Origin of the sequence: uncultured Caulobacter sp. (assembly GCF_937900395.1) — a bacterium.
GTDB lineage: Bacteria > Pseudomonadota > Alphaproteobacteria > Caulobacterales > Caulobacteraceae > Caulobacter.
The window spans coordinates 1-19,996 of the sequence record NZ_CALCDX010000241.1; the positions used below are offsets into that span (position 1 = coordinate 1).

Annotated in this window: 18 protein-coding genes and 2 pseudogenes; 8 read left to right on the top strand and 12 right to left on the bottom strand. The window is 68.5% G+C overall.

Annotation, left to right across the window (positions count from 1 at the left end; all coding sequences use genetic code 11):
- The first annotated feature begins 300 nt into the window (after window positions 1-300).
- The gene (locus Q0379_RS21985; protein WP_299016755.1) at window positions 301-699 is read left to right on the top strand and encodes a Dabb family protein; all 399 of its coding nucleotides are present in this window, start codon (window positions 301-303) and stop codon (window positions 697-699) included.
- Window positions 700-707: 8 nt separating this feature from the next.
- Here Q0379_RS21985 and upp read toward each other — a convergent pair whose 3' ends face one another.
- The 3 genes from upp to Q0379_RS22000 are packed head-to-tail and all read right to left on the bottom strand — an operon-like array spanning window position 708 to window position 4,031.
- Window positions 708-1,337 carry a uracil phosphoribosyltransferase gene (gene upp / locus Q0379_RS21990; protein WP_299016757.1) on the bottom strand — a complete coding sequence of 210 codons (630 nt, stop codon included), beginning with the start codon at window positions 1,335-1,337 and terminating at the stop codon, window positions 708-710.
- 55 nt (window positions 1,338-1,392) lie between these two features.
- Window positions 1,393-3,567: a xanthine dehydrogenase family protein molybdopterin-binding subunit gene (locus Q0379_RS21995; protein ID WP_299016758.1), complete on the bottom strand. Its 2,175-nt coding sequence runs from the start codon at window positions 3,565-3,567 to the stop codon at window positions 1,393-1,395.
- Window positions 3,567-4,031, bottom strand: a complete 465-nt coding sequence (locus Q0379_RS22000) for a (2Fe-2S)-binding protein (protein ID WP_299016759.1) — start codon at window positions 4,029-4,031, stop codon at window positions 3,567-3,569. The genes Q0379_RS21995 and Q0379_RS22000 overlap by 1 nt, the downstream gene beginning before the upstream one ends.
- A gap of 174 nt (window positions 4,032-4,205) precedes the next feature.
- Here Q0379_RS22000 and Q0379_RS22005 point away from each other — a divergent pair, with 174 nt between their 5' ends.
- From Q0379_RS22005 to Q0379_RS22025, 5 genes are all read left to right on the top strand, one after another.
- Complete coding sequence (locus Q0379_RS22005; protein WP_299016762.1) at window positions 4,206-4,850, top strand: DUF47 domain-containing protein; 645 nt, start codon at window positions 4,206-4,208, stop codon at window positions 4,848-4,850.
- Window positions 4,851-4,856: 6 nt separating this feature from the next.
- The gene (locus Q0379_RS22010; RefSeq protein ID WP_299016765.1) at window positions 4,857-5,858 is read left to right on the top strand and encodes an inorganic phosphate transporter; all 1,002 of its coding nucleotides are present in this window, start codon (window positions 4,857-4,859) and stop codon (window positions 5,856-5,858) included.
- On the top strand, window positions 5,846-6,421 hold the full coding sequence (locus Q0379_RS22015) for an NUDIX hydrolase (RefSeq protein WP_299016907.1): 576 nt from the start codon (window positions 5,846-5,848) through the stop codon (window positions 6,419-6,421). Before Q0379_RS22010 ends, Q0379_RS22015 begins: the two co-directional genes overlap by 13 nt.
- 249 nt (window positions 6,422-6,670) lie before the next feature.
- Window positions 6,671-7,396 (top strand): endonuclease III, encoded by a 726-nt coding sequence (locus Q0379_RS22020; RefSeq protein ID WP_299016768.1) that lies wholly within the window; start codon window positions 6,671-6,673, stop codon window positions 7,394-7,396.
- Window positions 7,397-7,426: 30 nt separating this feature from the next.
- The gene (locus Q0379_RS22025; protein ID WP_299016770.1) at window positions 7,427-8,173 is read left to right on the top strand and encodes a DUF72 domain-containing protein; all 747 of its coding nucleotides are present in this window, start codon (window positions 7,427-7,429) and stop codon (window positions 8,171-8,173) included.
- A 133-nt stretch (window positions 8,174-8,306) separates the two neighbouring features.
- Here the strand turns inward: Q0379_RS22025 and Q0379_RS22030 are convergent, their stop codons facing one another.
- Window positions 8,307-9,281 (bottom strand): M15 family metallopeptidase, encoded by a 975-nt coding sequence (locus tag Q0379_RS22030; protein WP_299016772.1) that lies wholly within the window; start codon window positions 9,279-9,281, stop codon window positions 8,307-8,309.
- A gap of 31 nt (window positions 9,282-9,312) precedes the next feature.
- Here Q0379_RS22030 and Q0379_RS22035 point away from each other — a divergent pair.
- A pseudogene (locus tag Q0379_RS22035) lies at window positions 9,313-9,456 on the top strand (hypothetical protein); the annotation flags it as partial.
- On the opposite strand, the gene Q0379_RS22040 reads toward Q0379_RS22035, so the two are convergent.
- From Q0379_RS22040 to Q0379_RS22075, 8 genes and pseudogenes are all read right to left on the bottom strand, one after another.
- Complete coding sequence (locus Q0379_RS22040; RefSeq protein ID WP_299016774.1) at window positions 9,437-10,933, bottom strand: CoA-acylating methylmalonate-semialdehyde dehydrogenase; 1,497 nt, start codon at window positions 10,931-10,933, stop codon at window positions 9,437-9,439. The pseudogene Q0379_RS22035 and the gene Q0379_RS22040 overlap by 20 nt on opposite strands.
- Window positions 10,934-11,009: 76 nt before the next feature.
- The gene (locus Q0379_RS22045; protein WP_299016776.1) at window positions 11,010-11,534 is read right to left on the bottom strand and encodes a flavin reductase family protein; all 525 of its coding nucleotides are present in this window, start codon (window positions 11,532-11,534) and stop codon (window positions 11,010-11,012) included.
- A gap of 54 nt (window positions 11,535-11,588) precedes the next feature.
- Entirely contained in the window at window positions 11,589-12,083 is a 495-nt protein-coding gene (locus tag Q0379_RS22050; protein ID WP_299016778.1) for a GAF domain-containing protein, read from the bottom strand.
- A 68-nt stretch (window positions 12,084-12,151) separates the two neighbouring features.
- Window positions 12,152-12,781, bottom strand: a complete 630-nt coding sequence (locus tag Q0379_RS22055; RefSeq protein WP_299016781.1) for a hypothetical protein — start codon at window positions 12,779-12,781, stop codon at window positions 12,152-12,154.
- A 3-nt stretch (window positions 12,782-12,784) separates the two neighbouring features.
- Window positions 12,785-12,958, bottom strand: coding sequence for a hypothetical protein (locus Q0379_RS22060; RefSeq protein ID WP_299016784.1), 174 nt, complete (start codon window positions 12,956-12,958; stop codon window positions 12,785-12,787).
- A 54-nt stretch (window positions 12,959-13,012) separates the two neighbouring features.
- Window positions 13,013-14,413, bottom strand: a pseudogene (locus tag Q0379_RS22065) (HAMP domain-containing methyl-accepting chemotaxis protein); the annotation flags it as partial.
- 238 nt (window positions 14,414-14,651) lie between these two features.
- On the bottom strand, window positions 14,652-16,988 hold the full coding sequence (locus Q0379_RS22070; RefSeq protein ID WP_299016787.1) for a glucan 1,4-alpha-glucosidase: 2,337 nt from the start codon (window positions 16,986-16,988) through the stop codon (window positions 14,652-14,654).
- A 37-nt stretch (window positions 16,989-17,025) separates the two neighbouring features.
- Entirely contained in the window at window positions 17,026-18,522 is a 1,497-nt protein-coding gene (locus Q0379_RS22075) for an MFS transporter (RefSeq protein WP_299016789.1), read from the bottom strand.
- A gap of 321 nt (window positions 18,523-18,843) precedes the next feature.
- On the opposite strand from Q0379_RS22075, the gene Q0379_RS22080 reads away from it, so the two are divergent.
- Window positions 18,844-19,854: a LacI family DNA-binding transcriptional regulator gene (locus tag Q0379_RS22080; protein ID WP_013080033.1), complete on the top strand. Its 1,011-nt coding sequence runs from the start codon at window positions 18,844-18,846 to the stop codon at window positions 19,852-19,854.
- The last annotated feature ends 142 nt before the right edge of the window (window positions 19,855-19,996 follow it).

Genomic DNA, 19,996 nt, shown 5'->3' on the forward strand with positions numbered 1-19,996 from the left:
AGCTGGCCCCCTCCGGCCCTCTGGGCCACCTCCCCCGCATCGCGGGGGAGGATCATGGAATGCGCGCCCTCGCCCATCAGGAACCCCGTCCCCCGAGACGGGAGCCATCCTTACATCTCACGGCGAGACGATCGCAGGGCTGATCAGGTCACTCAAGGATCGCCTCCGGCGACCGCGCCGCGGCGACGCGCAGCGTCGTCCTTGACTGACCTGATCAGTCCTGCACGCTGCAGCCTCCAAGAGATTTAAGGATCGCACCGACCGTGGACGGTCGACGGCGAACAGAGGAGAATCCCGCCCATGCCGCCTTTCGACCGCCGCGTCCTGCTCTCCGGCGGCCTGGCGGCCGGCGCCGCCCTGGCCACGCCCGCGAGCGCCGCGATCGACGCCCCGCTCCTGTTCCACCAGGTCTTCTTCTGGCTCAAGAACCCCGGCGCCCAGGCCGATCGCGAGAAACTGATCGCGGGCCTGAAGGCGCTGAAGGCGATCGACGTCATCCAGCAGTTGCACGTCGGCGTGCCCGCCTCGACCGAGAAGCGCGACGTGGTCGACAACAGCTACGACGTCTCCGAGCTGATGGTCTTCAAGAGCGTCGAGGACCAGAAGCGCTATCAGGACCACCCGCTGCACCAGAAGTTCGTCGCCGACTGCGGCCACCTCTGGAGCAAGGTCGTGGTCTACGACAGCATGGCGGTCTGAGGCCGCCCTTACCGCGTCCCGAACGTGCGGTCGCCGGCGTCGCCCAGGCCCGGCACGATGTAGCCGTGCTCGTTGAGCTTCTCGTCGATCGCCGCCGTCCAGATCGGCACGTCGGGGTGGGCCTCGCGCAGGGCGTCGACCCCGGCCTGGGCGGCCAGCAGGCAGACGAAGCGCAGGTTGGTGACGCCGTAGTGCTTCAGGCGCGAGATCGCGGCGATGGCCGAATGGCCGGTGGCGAGCATCGGATCGACCACGATCACCAGGCGGCCCGAAATGTCCTCCGGCGCCTTGAAGTAGTACTCGATCGCTTCCAGCGTCTCGTGGTCGCGATAGAGGCCGATGTGGGCCACGCGGGCTGACGGAACCAGGTCCAGCATCCCCTCGCACATCCCCAGGCCCGCCCGCAGGATCGGGGCGAAGACCAGCTTCTTGCCGGCGATCTCATAGGCCGTGGCCTTGGCGACCGGCGTCTCGATCTGGACCTTGTCCATCGGCAGGTCGCGGGTGACCTCGTAGCAGAGCAGGGTCGCCGTCTCGCGCATCAGGGCGCGGAAGGTCTTGGTCGAGGTCGACCTGTCCCGCATCCGGGTCAGCTTGTGCTGGACGAGCGGATGATTGACGACGGTGACCTGGGACATGGCGCGGCTCAGCTAGGAACGGGGGAACGCCCCGTTCCTAGCAAGCCTAAGGATTTCAAGCCAGTTGGTCGCCGATCGGCAGGCTGCGGATGCGCTTGCCGGTGGCGGCGAACAGGGCGTTGCATAGCGCCGCCGGGGTCGGCGGATAGGCCGGCTCGCCCAGCCCCGTCGGGTTGTTGTCCGACAGCTTGAAACGCACCTCGACCGGCGGGGCGTCGGCGATGCGCAGCAGCGGGAAGTCGCCGAAGTTGCTGTTGACCGCCGCGCCGTTCTCGAAGGTCATGCCCTGGTAGAGGGCGCTTCCGATCGCGTCGAGGACCGAGCCCTGGACCTGCTGCTCGGCGCCCGCCGGATTGACGATCTGGCGGCCGCAATCGACGGCGGCCCAGGCCTTGTCGACCTTGATCGCGCCGCCCTTGACGCTGGCCTGGATGACCACCGCCACATAACCCAGGTGACTGTAGTGACAGGCCACGCCCAGGCCCGTGCCCTTGGGAACCTTGCGGCCCCAGCCCGACATCTCGGCGGCCAGGTCGAGGACGTCGCGCATGCGACCAGTGTGGAAGCTGTCGCCCTTGCCCGGCTCGCCCAGCAGGCGCGGCGCGCCCAGCATCTCGCGGCGGAAGGCGATAGGGTCCTTGCCCGCGGCGAGGGCCAGCTCGTCGGTGAAGCTCTGGATCACGAAGCCGAAGGCGTTGTTGCCCGGCGCGCGCAGATAGCCGGTCGGGAAGCCCAGCGGCATGACCGAGATGTCGTGGCGGTAGTTGGCCACGGCCCGGCACGGGAACTGGGTCGAGTTCATGCCGGCCGAGGTGTTGAAGGTCTCGCCCTCGCCGAAGGTGACGAAGTGGTCCTTCCAGGCCACCACCGCGCCGTTGGCGTCGAGGCCGGCGGTCAGGTTGTGCCAGCCGGCGGGCCGGTAGAAGTCGTGCTGGATGTCCTCCTCGCGGGTCCAGACCAGCTTGACCGGCGCGGCGACTTTCGAGGCGATCACGGCGGCCTCGACCATGTAGTCGTTCATCAGCCGTCGACCGAAACCGCCGCCACAGCGGATCAGGTGGATCGTGATCGCCGAGGGATCGACGTTCAGCGCCTTGGCGACCAGGGCGCGGCCGGCCTCGGGGTTCTGGGTCGGCGCCCAGATCTCCACCTTCCCGTCCTTGACCTGGGCCGTGCAGTTCTGCGGCTCCATCGGCGCGTGGGCCAGGAACGGATAGCTGTAGGCGGCGCTGACCGTCTTGGCCGCGCCCTTCAGCGCCGCGTCGACGTCGCCGTCATGGTAGGCGGTGCGGTGCGGCGGGGCCTTGGCGAGCTCGGCGGCTTTCGCTTCGAAACCCTTGCTGCTCTGGGCCGACGTCGGGTGGTCGGCCCACTTGATATCCAGCGCCTCGCGGCCCTTGCGCGCCGCCCACCAGCTGTCGGCCACGACCGCCACGCCGGGTACGATGCTCTGCAGGTTGTCGCCGCCCTCGACGACGAAGGCGTCCTTGACGCCCTTGACCGCCTTGGCGGGGACGAGATCGACGCTGGCGACCTTGGCGCCATAGGTCGGGGCCTTGGCGAAGGTCGCGTACAGCATGCCCGGCAGGCGCATGTCGATCCCGAAGGTCGGCGCGCCCGTGGTGATGGCGTCGAGGTTCTGGCTCTTGTGGCTTTGGCCGATGATCCGGAAGGCCTTGGGGTCCTTGAGGGCCAGGCCCTTGGGATCGGGAGGGGTCAGCTTGGCGGCGTCGGCGGCCAGCTCGCCGTACGACGCGCGACGCTTGCTGGCGGCGTGGACGACGACGCCGGGCTCGGTCGAGAGGCTGTCGGCGGGGACGCTCCAGCGCGTCGCGGCGGCCTGGATCAGCAGCGCCCGGACGCTGGCGCCGACCCGGCGCAGGCCGTCGTATTCCAGGGTGGTGGCCATGCTGCCACCGGCGACCTGGCGGCCGTAGATCTTGCTGTCGGCGATGGCCTGCTCGACCGTCACGGCCGACCAGTCGACATCCATCTCCTCGGCGATCAGCATCGGCAGTGAGGTCTTGATCCCCTGCCCCACCTCCGGGACCTTGGAGGCGATGGTGACCTTGCCGTCCGGCGCGATGCGGACATAGGCGTTGACCTGGGCAGCGCCAGCCGCATGGCCCTCGGCGGTCATGGTGAAGCTCAGCAGCAGGCCGCCGCCGACGGCCGCGCCGCTCTGCAGCACGAAGCGACGGGTCGGGTCGCGCAGGATCTCGCCGTCCATCACGCCTTCTCCTGGCCGGCGGCGACCTTGATCGCCTTCTTGATGCGGATGTAGGTCGCGCAGCGGCAGAGGTTGCCGTTCATCGCTTCGTCGATGTCCGCGTCGGTGGGCTTGGGCTTGCTGGCCAGCAGCGCCGAGGCCGACATGATCTGGCCGGCCTGGCAGTAGCCGCACTGGGGCACGTCGATCGCCTTCCAGGCCTCCTGGACCTTGGCGCCGACCGGCGTCTTGCCGATCCCCTCGATGGTGGTGACCTTCCTAGCCCCGATCTCGCTGATCGGAGTCACGCAGGACCGGATGGCCTCGCCGTCCAGATGCACCGTGCACGCGCCGCAGAGCGCCGCGCCGCAGCCGAACTTGGCGCCGACGAGGCCCAGCGTGTCGCGCAGCACCCACAGCAGCGGCGTGTCGCCGTCCACGTCGGCGACGCGCCGCTCCCCATTGACGGTCAGCGTGAAGGCCATCGGCGTCTCCTTCCCTAAGGTGGAGCGATCCTGCCTCAATCGCGTCGTTCGCGCGAGAACTGTCACATAAGTTTCACAGATAGGATTTGACGGCCAAATCCTTCCGTGGTTCCGGTGCGCCGCGCGGCGATCCGACCACGGACGAACGCGATCTCGCAAGGAAAGACCGACACCATGCTGGGCTTGTTCAAGGCCGTCATGCCGAAGGAAGACGCGTTCTTCGACCTGTTCTCCGCTCACGCCCGCACGCTGATCGACGGCGCCGAGGCGCTGCGCGACATGACCGAGGGCGGCGACGCCGTCGAGGAAGCCAGCGCCAGGGTCTACCGGCACGAGGAAGAGGCCGACGACATCACCCGCCAGGTGATGCTGGCCGTGCGCCGCAGCTTCATCACCCCCTTCGACCGCAGCGACATCCAGGACCTGACCACCTCGCTGGACGACGCCATCGACCAGATGCGCAAGACCGCCAAGGTCGTCAGCCTGTTCGAGGTCAAGAGCTTCGAGCCGCAGATGAAGGAGATGGCGGGCGTCATCGTCGAGGCCGCCAAACTCACGGCGGAAGCCGTCGCCCTGCTGCCCAAGATGCGCCAGAACGCCCACAAGCTGGGCGAGATCTCCGTGCGCATTCGCGAGATCGAGGAGCAGTCCGACCACATGTACGACCAGGGCCGAAAGGACCTGTTCCTGGCCAGCCGGAACGGTGACGCCATGGCTTTCATCGTCGGCATCGACATCTACAGCCACCTCGAGAAGGTCATGGACCGCTTCGAGGACGTCGCCAACCGCATCAGCGGCATCGTCGTCGAGCAGGTCTAGAGTCCCGTGGACCCCACGCTCCTGATCCTGGGCTTCCTGGTCGTCGTCGCCCTGGCGTTCGACTTCCTCAACGGCCTGCACGACGCCGCCAACTCTATCGCCACCATCGTCTCGACGCGCGTGCTGTCGGCGAAGTGGGCGGTGCTGTGGGCGGCCTTCTTCAACTTTATCGCCTTCATGTTCTTCGGCACGGGCGTGGCGAAGATGGTCGGCTCGGGGATCATCGATCCGCATATCGTCAGCGACCGGCTGATCTTCGGCGCGCTGGGCGGGGCGATCAGCTGGAACCTGCTGACCTGGTGGGCCGGCATCCCCTCGTCCAGCTCGCACGCCCTGATCGGCGGCCTGGTCGGCGCGGCCATCGCCAAGGTCGGCGGCATCGGCGCCATCCAGTGGGCGGGCCTGTCCAAGACCGCCGCCGCGATCGTGGTCTCCCCCACCCTGGGCTTCTTCCTGGCCCTGCTGCTGGTGCTGGTCGTCTCGTGGACGTTCCTGAAGAGCTCGCCGTTCTTCGCCGACCGGATCTTCCGCAAGCTGCAGTTCGTCTCGGCCGCCGCCTACAGCCTGGGCCACGGCGGCAACGACGCCCAGAAGACCATGGGCATCATCGCCGCCCTCCTGTTCGCCCACGGCGCTACCCACCAGGCCGGCCACATCCCGCTCTGGGTGATCCTGGCCTGCCAGACGGCCATGGCGCTGGGCACCCTGTTCGGCGGCTGGCGCATCGTCCACACCATGGGCAGCAAGATCACCCGCCTGACCCCGATGCAGGGCTTCTGCGCCGAGACGGGCGGGGCCATCACCCTGTTCTTCTTTACCCATCTTGGGATTCCAGTCTCGACGACTCACACGATCACGGGCGCTATTGTCGGCGTCGGCGCCTCGCGCCGGGCCTCGGCGGTGCGCTGGGGCGTGGCCAAGGACATCGTCATCGCCTGGATCGTCACCTTGCCGGCGGCGGCCCTGACGGCGGCGCTGTTCTACTATCTCGGGTTCTGGATGACGTGACCGCCTCGCGAGGCAAGCAGGAAGGACGCAAGTCCGGCGGCGGCGGCAAACGCCGCCAGGTCGCCGCCCTGCCCTGGCGCGGCGAGGGCCAAGCCATGCGCATCCTGCTGGTCTCCTCGCGCGAGACCCGCCGCTGGGTGATCCCCAAGGGCTGGCCGATGAAGGGCAAGTCGGACTTCGCCGCCGCCGCCCAGGAGGCCTATGAGGAAGCGGGCCTCGACGGGGTGATCGCCGACAAGCCGATCGGCGAATACGAGTACCTCAAGCGCCTGAAGAGCGGCGCGGCCAAGCTGGTCAAGGTCGACGTCTTCCCGCTGCAGGTCACCGGCGAGCACGAGACCTGGCCCGAGAAGGGCCAGCGCACCCTGCAGTGGATGACGCCGGTCGAGGCGGCCCTCGCCGTTCAGGAGCCGGCCCTGCGCGACCTGATCGCCCGCTTCGCCGGGGTCGAGCTCTCGGAAGAGGACCACCCGACCCCCGCCCCCGCCCCGACGCCCGTGCGGGTGACGTTCCAGCGCCTGCGCCGCCGGATCACGGCGCTGTGGGGGCGGTACGGGCGGTAGGACAGCTTTCCTCCAAGCCCTCCCGAAAACCCGCCTTCCTCGCCCTTGTGGCGAGGACCCATGACGCCGCCAGGCTCAACGCAGACGGACGCCCGCCGTGGGCGTAGGCGTGCTCACGACAAAGACAGCAAAGCGCTGAACGCTGGGCCCTAGGCACAAGGCCTAGGGAGGCGGGGTGAGTTCAAGCCTGTGGACAACCGCTCACACCATGCATAATGTTCCCATTATGTTCTCGCGCGGCGATATCCCATGCAGTTGTCCCTAAGCCTCGCCCGCTCCCCGCTCGAAGGCGTGCGCGACGCCCTGCTCTGCGAATTTGGTCCGCAGCGGCCGGTCACGCGGATGGATCCGATCTCGCAGCTGGTGAAGTCGTCGATCAGCAGCCGCACCCTGGACGCCGTCTCCTGGGCCGCCTTCCTGCGGCTGCGGGCCGCGTTCAAGTCGTGGGACGACCTGGCCGACGCCCCGGTCGCCGCCGTGACACGGATCATCGAGGACGTCACCTTCCCCGCCGACAAGGCTCGCCACCTGACCACCGCCTTGAAGATGGTGCGCGACAAGGTCGGCTGGCTGTCGCTGAACCACCTGAAGACCCTCACGGTCGACCAAGCGCGGTGGGAGCTGCAGGCCCTGCCTGGCGTCGGGGTCAAGGTCGCCGCCTGCGTGCTGAACTTCAGCGACCTCGCCATGAGGGCCCTGGTCGTCGACAGCCATGTCGACCGGGTCGCCAAGCGCATCGGCCTGGTCGGCGCGGGCGATACGACCCACAGCTACCACGCCCTGATGGCGCTCGCGCCAGACGCCTGGACCGCCGACGACCTCTTCGAGCTGCACTGGCTGATGAAGCGCGGTCTGGGCCAGATGCTGTGCCCGCACGAGGGCCCAAAGTGCGGGGCGTGTCCACTGAAGGCCATGTGCGCCAAGGTCGGGGTCGGCCACAGCGCCGATGTGCTCGAATGGCGGCCGCGCGCCTGAACCTGTCGCAAGCTTGTGCGCTGATGGAGCATGACCATCCGCATCGGCACGGCCGGCTGGAGCCTCTATCGCGCGGGCGAAGCCTTTCCCGCCGAGGGGACGGTGCTGGAGCGCTACGCCGCACGGTTCAACGCGGTCGAGATCAACACGTCGTTCTATCGACCACATCAGCGCAAGACCTACGAGCGCTGGGCGGCCTCGACGCCGGAGGACTTCCGGTTCGCGGTCAAGGTTCCCCAGGCGATCACCCACGAGCGTCGGCTGGTGGGCGTCGACGACCTCCTGGCGCGGTTTCTGGACGAGACCGACGGCCTGGGCGCCAAGCGTGGCCCGCTGCTGATCCAACTGCCGCCCAGCCTGGCGTTCGAGGCCGAACGGGTCGCGGCGTTCCTGGAGATCTGGCGTGCTCGCACCGACGCGCCGACCGTGCTGGAGCCCCGTCACGCCAGTTGGTTCGAGGCGGAAGCGGATGGCTTGCTCGTCGCGCGCCACGTCGCCCGCGTGGCGGCCGATCCGGCGGTCGTTCCTGTCGCGGCGGAACCCGGCGGCTGGCGCGGTCTGAGCTACCACCGCCTTCACGGCTCGCCAGTGATGTACGCCAGCGCCTATGAGCCTGAGGCGCTGGATGGCTTGGCGACGCGATTGCACGGAGAATCCGAGCCCTGGTGCGTCTTCGACAACACCCGCTTCGGCGCGGCGACCTGGGACGCGCTGGCGCTCGCAAAATCCCTCTCTCTTAGAGAGAGGGAGGGGCCCAAGCGAAGCTTGGGAGGGTGAGTGGTTACGCCGCCAGCCGGAGCGCCGGCACATTGCCATCGGCGTGATGCAAAGACGTCTGAGGGCTTCGCCTACCCTCTCACCCTCCCACGCCTGCGGCGCGGGCCCCTCCCTCTCTCCATGAGAGAGGGGTTCAAACTGCGCCGCTCGCCAGTTCCGTGAACGTCTTCGTCCCGATCGGATACCGCCGCCAGTCCTTGAAGTCGAAGTGCCACCACTCCTCGGCATAGACCTCGAAACCCTGGGCGGTCATGGCCTCGCGCAGGACCGCCCGTAGCGCCCGCTGCTTCGTCGTCCCGCCCACGAAGTCGGCATGGGCGCGGCCGGAGAACTCGTCGTAGCGACTGGGCATCTCCACGACCTTTCCCGTCTTCAGGTCGTACAGCGTCAGGTCCACCGCGCAACCGCGGTTGTGGCGCGAGCCCTTGGCCGGGTTGGCGACGAACATCCGGGCGTCCGGGGGCGTCGCCTCCCAGAACATCCAGGTGACGAACCAGGGTCGATAGGCGTCATGGATCAACAGGCCATAGCCCTGGGCGGCCAGGGCGTCCTGCGCGCGCTTCAGCGCCTGGGCCGCCGGTCGCTGAAGGTAGGCCGCCGCCCGCTCATAGAGCGGGATGCCCATGAAGTTGTTCGAGCCCGCATAGCGGATGTCGAGGCGGATGCGCGGATCGACGGTGGTCAGATCGACGAGGTCGGCCGGCAGGAAGTCGCCCGTCTCGACTGGCGGCGTCGCGGCCAGAGCTTGGCGGCGCAGCGCCTCCGGATCAGCCCGCACGCCCGCGCGGATGGCGGCTTCCGTCTCGGCGCCGAAGTCGTGGAAGGCCAGGCGCGTCCCGTTCAGTCGCACGGCCCCCGGCTCGAGGATCAGCTCGCCGCCGCCGGCGATGACGTAGCCGCGGCCGCTATTCGACGTCAGCCGCGCCGAGGCGTGGCCCATCCCGTCGATTTGTAGGAAGCCGTCCTTCTCGAACACCGTCAGCGGTCCGGCCTTGTCGCCGTACTGGCCAATCGCCGCCCATTCGGACCTGGAGAGCGCGAACGCGGAAGGCGCAGCGAAGGCGGCGGCGCCGAGCGCCAGGAAGGATCGCCGTGCGAGACCGCTCATCGCGGATTGCTCCCTCTAAGCCCATCCATTCTCGTGTCATCCCGGCCGTAGCGGAGCGGAGAGCCGGGACCCAGGGGCGGCTCGCGCGGCGTTCCGTCACCCCCTGGGTCCCGGATCACGCCTTCGGCGCGGCCGGGATGACACGGAAATAGATCCTACTTCATCGTCGGAATGACGAAGCTGCTGTCCGCCACGTCGCCTTCCGGCCAGCGGGCCGTCACCGTCTTGACCTTGGTGTAGAACTTCACGCCCTCGACGCCGTGCTGGTTGGTGTCGCCGAAGGCCGAGCGCTTCCAGCCGCCGAAGGTGTGATAGGCCACCGGCACCGGGATCGGCACATTGATGCCGACCATGCCGACATTGACGTTCGCGGCGAACTCGCGGGCGGCGCGGCCGTTGCGGGTGAAGATGGCGACGCCGTTGCCGTACTGGTGCTCGGACGGCAAGGCCATGGCCTCTTCCATGGTCTCGGCGCGAACCATCTGCAGCACCGGGCCGAAGATCTCCTCGTGATAGGTCTTCATGCCCTTCTTGACGCCGTCGAACAGCGACGGGCCGATGAAGAAGCCCTTCTCAAAGCCCTGCAGGTTGAAGTCGCGGCCATCGACCACCAGCTCGGCGCCCTCCTCCTGGCCGATGCGGATGTAGTCGGCGATCTTGGCGCGGTGCTGGGCGCTGACCACCGGGCCGTAGTGGGCGTCGGGATCGGTGGAGACGCCGACCTTCAGGGTCCCGATCTCGGCCACCATCCGCTCGCGCAGGTCGTCGGCGGTCTTCTTGCCGACCGGCACGACGACCGGCAGGGCCATGCAGCGCTCGCCGGCCGAGCCGAAGGCCGCGCCCGACAGGTCCTTGACCACCTGGTCGAGGTCCGCGTCCGGCAGGACGATCCCGTGGTTCTTGGCGCCGCCCATGGCCTGGACGCGTTTCCCGTGCGCCGTGCCCGTCTGATAGACATAGTGGGCGATGTCGGAGCTGCCGACGAAGCTGACCGCGCGGATCAGCGGGTGGGTCAGGATGGCGTCGACGGCGCTCTTGTCGCCATGGACGACGTTGAGCACCCCGGCGGGCGCGCCGGCCTCCATCATCAGCTCGGCCAGCTTGACCGGCACCGTCGGGTCCTTCTCGGACGGCTTCAAGATGAAGCTGTTGCCGACGGCGATGCTGATGCCGAACATCCACATCGGGATCATGGCCGGGAAGTTGAACGGGGTGATGCCCGCGCAGACGCCCAACGGCTGGCGCATTGAATAGACGTCGATGCCGGGACCGGCGCCCTCCGTGTATTCGCCCTTCAGGATGTGGGGGATGCCGCAGGCGAACTCGATGACCTCCAGGCCCCGCTGGATGTCGCCCTTGGCGTCGGCGATGACCTTGCCGTGCTCGGACGACAGGATCTCGGCCAGGGTGTTCATGTCGCGCTCGATCAGGCGCTTGAACTCGAACATCACCCGGGCGCGGCGCTGGGGATTGGTCTGGGCCCAGCCGACTTGAGCCTTGGCGGCGACCTGGACCGCAGCGTCGAGTTCGGCGTCGGTCGCGAACTGGACGCGCGCCTGGACCTCGCCAGTGTTGGGATTGAAGACGTCGCCGTAGCGGCCGGAGGTTCCGACCAGGGTCTGGCCGTTCACGAAATGGGCGATGTCTCGCATGATGCGCTCCCTAACGCTTGTTTTGCGCGTCAATAGCATCCCCAGCTCGGGCCGTACCGCGCGAAATTATGCCGCCCTACTCCGCATCGACATGCACCCGCCGAAAGCGGCCCTGCAGATAGACCAGCGGCTCGTGATCCGGGTCATAGCGCAGCTTGACGACGCGCCCGACATAGACCCGGTGATCGCCGGCGTCGAAGGCCAGATGCGTCTCGCACTCGAAATTGGCCATGCAGCCGGGCAGGATCGGGACGCCGGTGCGCCAGGTCTCGGTCTCGACGCCGATGAAGCGGTCGACGTCCTTCTGCACGAACTGGCGGGCCAGGGCCTGGTGCTCGGCGTGCAGGACGTTGACGGCGAAGCGCCCGGCCGCGTCCAGGGCCGGCAGGCTGGCCGACTTCAGGTCAACGCAGATCAGGGCCAGCGGCGGGTCCAGCGAGACGGAGGTGAAGGAGTTGGCGGTCAGGCCGACGCGGCCGCCGTCGAGACCGATGGTGGTCACCACCGTGACGCCGGTCGTGAAGCATCCGAATGCGTTGCGCAGGGCGCGGGCGTCGTGGACGCCGCCTTCTCCCAGCTCGATCGTAACCGCCCTACTCATCGCCTTAGCAGTGGGCCAAAGCGATGGCCGGGGCAAGCCGGGGCGCGCCGCGCATCAGCCGAACGTCGCCTCGAGGATCTTTTCCAGCCACGCCTGGTCGGTCTCGTCGAAGGCGGCGGGCTTGTCGGAGTCGACGTCGAACACGGCGATCAACTGGCCTTGCGGGTCGAACACCGGAACCACGACCTCGCTCGCCGAGCGGCTGTCGCAGGCGATGTGGCCGGGGAACGCGTGGACGTCGGGGACCAGCTGGGTCTGACCGGTCTCGGCGGCCGCGCCGCAGACGCCGCGCCCGAAGGCGATGCGCAGGCAGCCCAGCGTACCCTGGTACGGTCCGACCACCAGCTCACGCGGCTTGGCCGGATCGACGACGTAGAAGCCGGTCCAGAAATAGTGGTCGAAACTGTTGGCCAGCATCGAGGCCACCGTCGCCATGCGGGCGGTCAGGTTGGTCTCGCCGTCCAGCACGGAGGCGATCTCGTCGGCGACCTCCGCATAGCGGGTCGCCTTGTCGGCGGAGAGGGTGATGTCGTTGAACGCTTCGGCCATGGCGCGGATATAGCGCGGCCGGCGCGGGATGCGAGGGGGAAGTGGCCTGGGCCCTGGCGAAAGCGCCTCTACGCCGGCGGTCCGGCCGTCAGCAGCCAGCCGACGATCATGCGTTCGAAATCGACATAGGGAATGTTCGCGGGGTCGAACTCGAGGTCGGCGGCGAGCGCCGGCAGGTCCGCCGTGAAGGTCTGGAACAGCCGCGCCACCCGGTCCGCGCTGGGCAGCTGGCGCCGCGACACGTTGGCGAGCCAGTCGCGGGTCTTGCGCAAGGCCTCGATGGCGTCGCCGCCATGGCCGTGAATGTCCATCCCGGCGAGGTCGGAGATGAAGCGCTGATAGCGGTAGCGCTCGACGTCCAGGATCAGGAGTCGTTTGGCGCTCTGCGCCTTGCCGCCGAAGCGCTTGGCGCCCAGGAAGAGGCCCAGCTCCAAAGGCATGTTGAACCGGGGCAGTTGGTGGGCGGCGTCCAGCTCGGTTCGCGACAGGTCGTGGATGCCGTATCGGCACTCGCCGATCAGGCCGTACAGCTTGTCGATGCGCGTCTGGCCGCCGTCGTCCAGCTCCATCGCCGACCGCGGCCGGAAACCGCAGGCATAGATGGCGAAGATCAGAGCCCGGAAGGTTGGCCTGTAGGCGTCGTCGAACGGGCAGTTGATGAAGACGTCATCCGCCGATGTCCCCGACTTGGCGGCCAAGCGCTATTTCTTCTTGCTCTGGACGTCCCTGGCGACCCGGCTGGCTTCGCGGATCGTGATCGAGCTTCCCTTCGACGCCGGGCTCAGCACGAACCGCCCGGTGGCCGCGCTACGGCCAGCCACGTGGCTGCCGGGCTTGCCCGCCTTGGGGGACGCTGAGTTGGTCGAGGTCGCCATGTCGAGACTGTGCGTGCTCGCCCCTCAAAGAGCAAGGGACAAATCGCGAACGCCCTAGAACTCCTGCCACTCCCCGGGGCGCGAGCTCGGCGCCACCTTCAGGGCGCTGGAGCCCTGGACGTAGCGCTGACGGAAGGTCTCGCGGGTGGGCGCGGCGACGGTCGGACGCTGGGGCGGCGCGGCCGAGCGGCGCTCCACGCGGGCGGGCATCTCGTGGATCTCTGCGCCGACCTGGTAGCGACCGACCAGGCGCTCCAGCTCGGCGGCCTCGTCGGCCAGGGCGCGGCTGGCGGCGCTCGACTGCTGGACCATGGCCGCGTTCTGCTGGATCACCTGGTCCATCTGGTTCACGGCGTGGTTCACCTCGGCCAGGCCCGTGGCCTGCTCCTTGGACGAGGCGGCGATGTCGCCGACCAGCTCGTTGATCTCGGCCACCTGGACCAGGATCTCGCGCAGGGTGTCGCCGGTCTCGCCGACCAGCTTGACGCCCTTGCCGACCTGGTCGGTCGAGGCGGTGATCAGGCCCTTGATCTCCTTGGCCGCGTCGGCCGAGCGCTGGGCGAGAGCCCGAACCTCCTGCGCCACCACGGCGAAGCCGCGGCCGGCCTCGCCCGCGCGGGCGGCCTCGACCCCGGCGTTCAAGGCCAGAAGGTTGGTCTGGAAGGCGATCTCGTCAATGACGCCGATGATCTGGGTGATCGACTGCGAGGACTTCTCGATGCCGCCCATGGCCTCGACCGCCTCGTTGACCACCGCGCCGCTGCGCTCGGCGGCGGCCTTGGCGGTGATCGTCACCTGGCGCGCCCGCTCGGCGCCCTCGGCGCTGCGCTTGACGGTGGCGGTGAGCTGGTCGAGCGACGCGGCGGTCTGGGCCAAGCCCGAGGCCTGACGCTCGGTGCGTTGGGCCAGATCCTCGGCCGCCTCGCCCATCTCGACGCAGCCGCCCCGGATGTTGCGGGCCGCGCTCAGGATGCCGGACAGGGTCGCCTGCAGGGTTTCGACCGCGGTGTTGAAGTCGCGCGGCATCTGGACGGCGTCGCCTTGGAACGCATCCTCGCGCATGCGCCAGATCAGGTCGCCCTCAGCCAGGCGCTCCAGCCCCTCGCCCAAAGCGTCCTCAGCCCGGGCGTAGGCGTCGGCCTGTTCGGCGGCCTGTTGCGCCTGGCGGCGATGCTCGGCCGCGGTCGCGGCCCACTGGGCCTCACGCTCGGCCTTCTGGCGCTCGCTGTCGGCCAGGGTGTGACGGAAGCCGTCCAGAGCGCGAGCGACCGCGCCGATCTCGTCGTTGCCTTCCGTCCCGTGCACGGCCTGATCGTAGCGACCGGCGCTCAATGCCTCGACCGAGCGCGACAGACCGCCCAGCGGCTTCTTGACCACCGCCTTGGCGGTCATGGCCAGGGCGATCAGCACGACCAGGGTGAAGACCCCGCCGGCGGCCAGAAGGGTCAAAGCCACGCCGGGGCTGCCGCCAGCCTGCAGCGCCACGCCGCCGGCGGCGGCGATCAGCAGCACGCCCATCGTCAGTCCGGTGGCGAGGATCAGCTTCCGGGCGATGGTCGATCGGGACATGAACGAAGGTCTCCGGCCAGAACTATGGCTGTTAACCCTGTCTTTGACGATCGATTCCTGAATCGCCCGTTAACCACGTTTGAAGGGCGCAAGATTCTGACAATCCGCGCCCCCGAACTGGGCCTCAGCGCGCGAAACGCGCCTTCACCGGGGCGTAGCTGTCCCACACCTGACCGTCGCTGACCGAGCGCAGCAGCTTGACGTACTCGGCGTGGCTCCAGGCGAGCGGCGTGGCGGAGTCGGTTCCCTCCCCGCGCTCGTAGCCATGCGGGCTGGCCGCGCCGACGCCGTCCCAGACCTGTTCGGGGATCAAGAGACCGTCATTGGCGAACAGCTCCATGGCGCGGACGTAGGTCGCCCGGATCTTCTTCACGGCCGCCGCGTCCGGCTTGCCAGAGACGCCGGCCAGAGCCAGTTCGTAGTGGCCGCGTTCGCCGGTGAAGATCGGCCACACCCGGCCGCGCTGGCCGGGGCGCATCTGGCCGCCCGCGCCGTAGTTGGCGCCGGTGGCGACGTCCTCGCCATAGCCGTCGACGCCATAGCGCCGCCAGCCGGGGAAGCTTCCGGTCTCGCCCGGGAAGGTGAAGTCGTAGCGGACGCGATAGAGGTCCTCCATCGCCTGGTCGTCCAGCTTGGGCAGGCTGGCGACGATGGCCGGATCGTCGGCCCGGCGCACGCCGTAGCGGACGAGCTCCAGAAAGCCGGCGTCCAGCATCTTGTCCTCGGGGACGGCCGCCTGGCCGTTGCGTTCCTCGACCGGGCTCTTGTTGTCAGGATCCTGGTCGCTGTTCAGGCGCAAATAGTAGTGGCCGTCGCCGAACGATCCTTTGGTCGTGACCATCCGGGCCTCGACCTTGGCCGAATAGTCGTCGGCGGTCTTGCGGTAGAGGTCGGCCGAAGCCTTGTCGCCGGCCGCCTCGGCGATGTCGCCGGCGACCACCAGGCCCGCGATCACGGCGGCGGTCGTCGAGGGCGAGTAGCCGCCCTGCTCCTCCCAACGCTCCTGCTGGGTGAACGGCGGGGTGATGGTGGCGCTGTTCCAGCCCAGGCCCACCTTGCCGCCCTTCACCAGGAAGTCGGCGGCGGGCTTCAGCATCCGCCCATAGTAGGCCTTGAGCTCGGCCTGCGGCAGCCAGCCCAGCTTCCACAGCTTCCAGCCCAGCATGATCGGCATGGCGGTCTGGTCCAGCTGGACGCCGACCCATTCCGGCGTGCCGTCCACATGCGCCTTCTGCAGGAACCAGCCGCCGGCCCCGGTATTGCCGGGCGTCTTCGGACCAACCTGCACCGTCGGCAGATAGTGGAAGGCCGCCAGCGGGGTCTGCTGGTCGCCCAAGGCGGCCAGGGCCATGGCGCACTGGTAGAAGTCGCGCGGCCAGACGGCCTTGTAGCCGGTCGAGGACTGGGTGGCGTCCACCGTGTCGCCCCACGGGTTCGACAGCGAGGCGATCAGGGCGCCGACGTGGGTGCGGTCCTCCTGGACCTTCAGCATCAGGGCCGAGGCCTGGAGCAGCTTGCCGCCGTCCTCCGACGCCTCGCGCAGGCGGGGCAGTTCCGAGAGCGAGGCCAGATAGTCCTCCCAGCCCACCCGCGCGCCCTCGCCGTTGAAGCGGGCCAGCACCTCGGCATAGCCGGTCTTCAGCGTGGCCGAGGCCGTCGCGTCGGCGGCCTTGGCGTCGGGACCAAAGCCGATCGCGAAGTCGAAGGTCGCTTCCTTGGCGACGGTCGGCAGTTGGGCGGTCAGGACGATGGCGCCCTTCACCGAGGTGGAGGGGGCCGAGGCGGTCGTGGCCCTCAGCCCCGCCAGGGCGTCGCCGTTGTCGAGCACGCTGGCCGAGGCCTTGGCGAAGGGCTTGCTCCCCTTGAGGCTGAGGAAAGCCTTGCCCTCGTGCGCGGTCAGCGCCGTCGGCGAGGCCGCGCCCGTATCACCGCCACCGGTGTTGGCCATGTGCGGCTCCAGCACCAGGGTCGGGGTCACGGGCCCCTTCAGCGCCCGGACGATCACCCGCACGAACAGGCTGTCGCGGTCGGGATCGGTGAAGATCCGCTTCTCGATGACGAAGCGACCCTGCTTGTCGGTGGTGGTGATCTTGTAGGCGGGCGACAGCGGCCGGCCGGCGGCGTCGACGTGCAGATATTCGGTCTTGGCGATCGTGTCCGCGCCCTCGACCGCAAGGCCCGTGGGCGTCTGGACGGCGATGCGCATCTGCTTGATCTGGGCCTCGTGGATCAGGCCGTACATGGTCTCGGTCAGCACCCCATCCGCGATGGAGAACCAGACCTTGGACACCGCGCCCGTCGGACCGCCGGTCTTGTAGGCGCCGTCGACATAGGCCTCGTAGGACGCGCCGACGCCGGTCTTGGCCGAATAGGCCCAGGTCGGGGCCGGCCCGGCGGCGTGGGCCGCGCTGGCGAGGGCGGTGGCGGCCGAGGCCAGGGCGAGAAGTTTCAGGCGGCGCATGGCGAGGACCTCGTCAGGCTGAAGGGAAAGCAAGGGATCAGGCCGGCTGGGCGTCGCGAACCGCGAAGGTCGCCAGGGCCGCGATGATCAGCGAAGCCGCGCCCAGGACGAGCGCGTAGATGGCCTGACCGCCGAAGAAAGTCTTCAGCAGCAGGCCCAGCACCGTCGCCGCCAGCAGCTGCGGAATGACGATGAAGAAATTGAAGATGCCCATGTAGACGCCCATCTTCCGCGCCGGCAGGGCGCCGGCCAGGATCGAGTACGGGGCCGATAGGATCGAGCTCCAGGCGAAGCCGACGCCGATCATGCCGATCCACAAAAGACCGGGCTGGCGGATCAGCAGGAAGGACAGCAGGCCCAGCGCGCCCAGCGTTAGGCACAAGGCGTGGCTGGCCTTGCGGCTGGTCGCCTTGACCATCAGCGGGATCAGAAGGGCCGCCAGGGCCGCGACGCCATTGTAGACGGCGAACAGCACGCCCACCCAGTCCGCGCCCTCGTTATAGGCCTTGGAGGCGGCGTCGGTGGCGTGGAAGTGGACCGCCGCGACGGCGGGCGTCGTGTAGATCCACATGGCGAACAGGCCAAACCACGAGAAGAACTGCACCACCGCCAGCTGGCGCATGGTGACGGGCATGCGGAAGACGTCCTCCAGCACCTCGGAGAAGCCGTTGTCGGTGCGGCCCAGCCGCTTGAAGCGCGCCCCCGCAACGCCCGCCACGCCGAACGCCAGCAGCAGGCCCGCCAGGACGTAGAGCTCCTTCTCCAGGCGCGCCAGCCAGACGACCGCCGCCAGGGCCAGGCCGGCCAGCACGCCGCCGACGCCCAGGGCGATATAGGCGTTGATCGAGGGGGCGGGCTCCTGGCGCGGGCCAAAGCCCCGCTCCTCCTCGACCTCGAAGACCCGCAACTGCTCGGGCGGATATTCGCGGGTCGTGAACACCGTCCACATCACCGCCAGCAACAGCCCCGCCCCGCCGGCGTAGAAGGCGATCCGCACCGCGTCGGGGATCTGGCCCGCCGGAGCGGTGTTGGCGACGTGGAACCAGTTGGTCAGCATCCAAGGCAGGGCCGAGGCCAGCACCGCGCCGAGGCCGATGAAGAAGCTCTGCATCGCGTAGCCGGTCGCCCGCTGCTCGTCGGGCAGGTTGTCGCCGACGAAGGCGCGGAACGGCTCCATGGTGACGTTGATCGAGGCGTCCATGATCCACAGCGCCGCCGCGGCGACCCACAGGGTCGGCGAGTTGGGCATGACCAAGAGGCCCAAGGTCGTCAGGATCGCGCCCCAGAAGAAATAGGGTCGCCGGCGGCCCAGGCGGCCCCAGGTCTTGTCGCTGAAATGGCCGATGATCGGCTGAATCAAGAGGCCCGTGGCCGGCGCGGCGATCCACAGGATCGCCAGGTGGTTCACATCCACGCCCAGGGTCTGGAAGATGCGGCTGGTGTTGGCGTTCTGCAGGCCGAAACCGATCTGGATTCCGAAGAATCCAAAGCACATGTTCCAGATCTGCAGGAAAGTCAGCCTCTGCCTGGCCATCCGTCTCCGCCCCGTCGCGACCGGTTGAGCCCGATCCGTTTTCGCAATATTTTGCACAAGCTGCGCGCGACGCATTTGCACATGACCGCTAGCGCGTTGCAACGGGAAACAAAGGAATTATCGATTATTTGCGCCTAAGCGCTCCAAGGCCGCTAGCTGAGCCCCCGCCTTTCAGGTGATTAGTTTGCAGGATTTTTCAGTGTAGCCGAGAGCATCACCCTCGCCCGCGCGACGGTTGCAAATCTCGCCGAACATGGCCTTATGGCCAATGAAAAACTTTGCAGAAATGTTTGCGACGAAGCGTTGAGGGACGGGCGTTAGGTGAGCAGGGGCGCGACACGACTTGAGGACCTGGCCAAGCTGGCCGGGGTTTCGATCTCCACCGCCTCGCGGGCGCTGAACGACAGCCCGGCGGTGAACCAGCGCACCAAGCAGCTGATCTGGAAGCTGGCGCGCGAGATGGACTATCCGTTCCGCCGCTACATGCCGGCCGGCCCGATCGGCGCCGAGGCCACCATCGCCCTGGTCACGCCCCGCCCGCAGGGTCGCGACAGCGGCATGTCCGATCCGTTCTTTCTCGAGTTGCTGGCCGGCGTCGGCGAGGCGGCCAAGGAGCGCGGCTGCGACGTCATCCTCAGCCACATCGCGCCGGCCAATTTCGAGGACCTGGCCGCGGCGATGAACACAAGCCGGGCCGAAGGGGTGATCTTCCTGGGCCAGAGCTCGCTGCACGCGGCCTTCAACCGGCTGGCCGAGACCGAGACCCGCTTCGTGGTCTGGGGCGCGCAGTTCCCGGACCAGGCCTATTGCTCGGTGGGCTCGGACAACATCCAGGGCGGTCGCCGCGCGACGCTCCACCTGGCGCGCCTGGGCCGCAAGCGCATCGTCTTCCTGGGCGACACCGAGGCGCCCGAAGCGATGCACCGCCACCGCGGCTATCTGGAAGCGCTGGAACAAGCCAAGCTGGGCGTCGATCCCGACCTGATCGTGCCCGCCCACTTCGAGGTCGAGTCGGCCGAGGCCGCCGTCGACAGCCTGATCCATCACGGCATCCAGTTCGACGGCGTGGTCGCCGCGTCCGACCTGATCGCCCTGGGCGCCATCCGGGCGCTGAAGCATGCGGGCCTGTCGGTTCCGGGCGACGTCTCGGTGATGGGTTTCGACAACGTGCCGTTCAGCCGCTACGCCAGCCCCGCCCTCTCGACCATCGCCCAGGACACCGCCAAGGCCGGCCGGCTGATGGTCTCCAAGCTGCTGGACAGCGGCGAGCGCGCCAGCCGCTCCGAGCGCGTGCCGACCGACCTGATCATCCGCGAGAGCTGCGGGGGGTAGAACTTCTCAGAGCCCTAGTCAGATTTCGCCTTCCTCGCCCTCGTGGCGAGGACCCATGGCCGGGCCAGACTGCGCCCCACCGACCGGGCGCCGCCAGCGCGGTCGAGTGCAACCCACCTCAACGCGAGCGGAACGCTGGGTC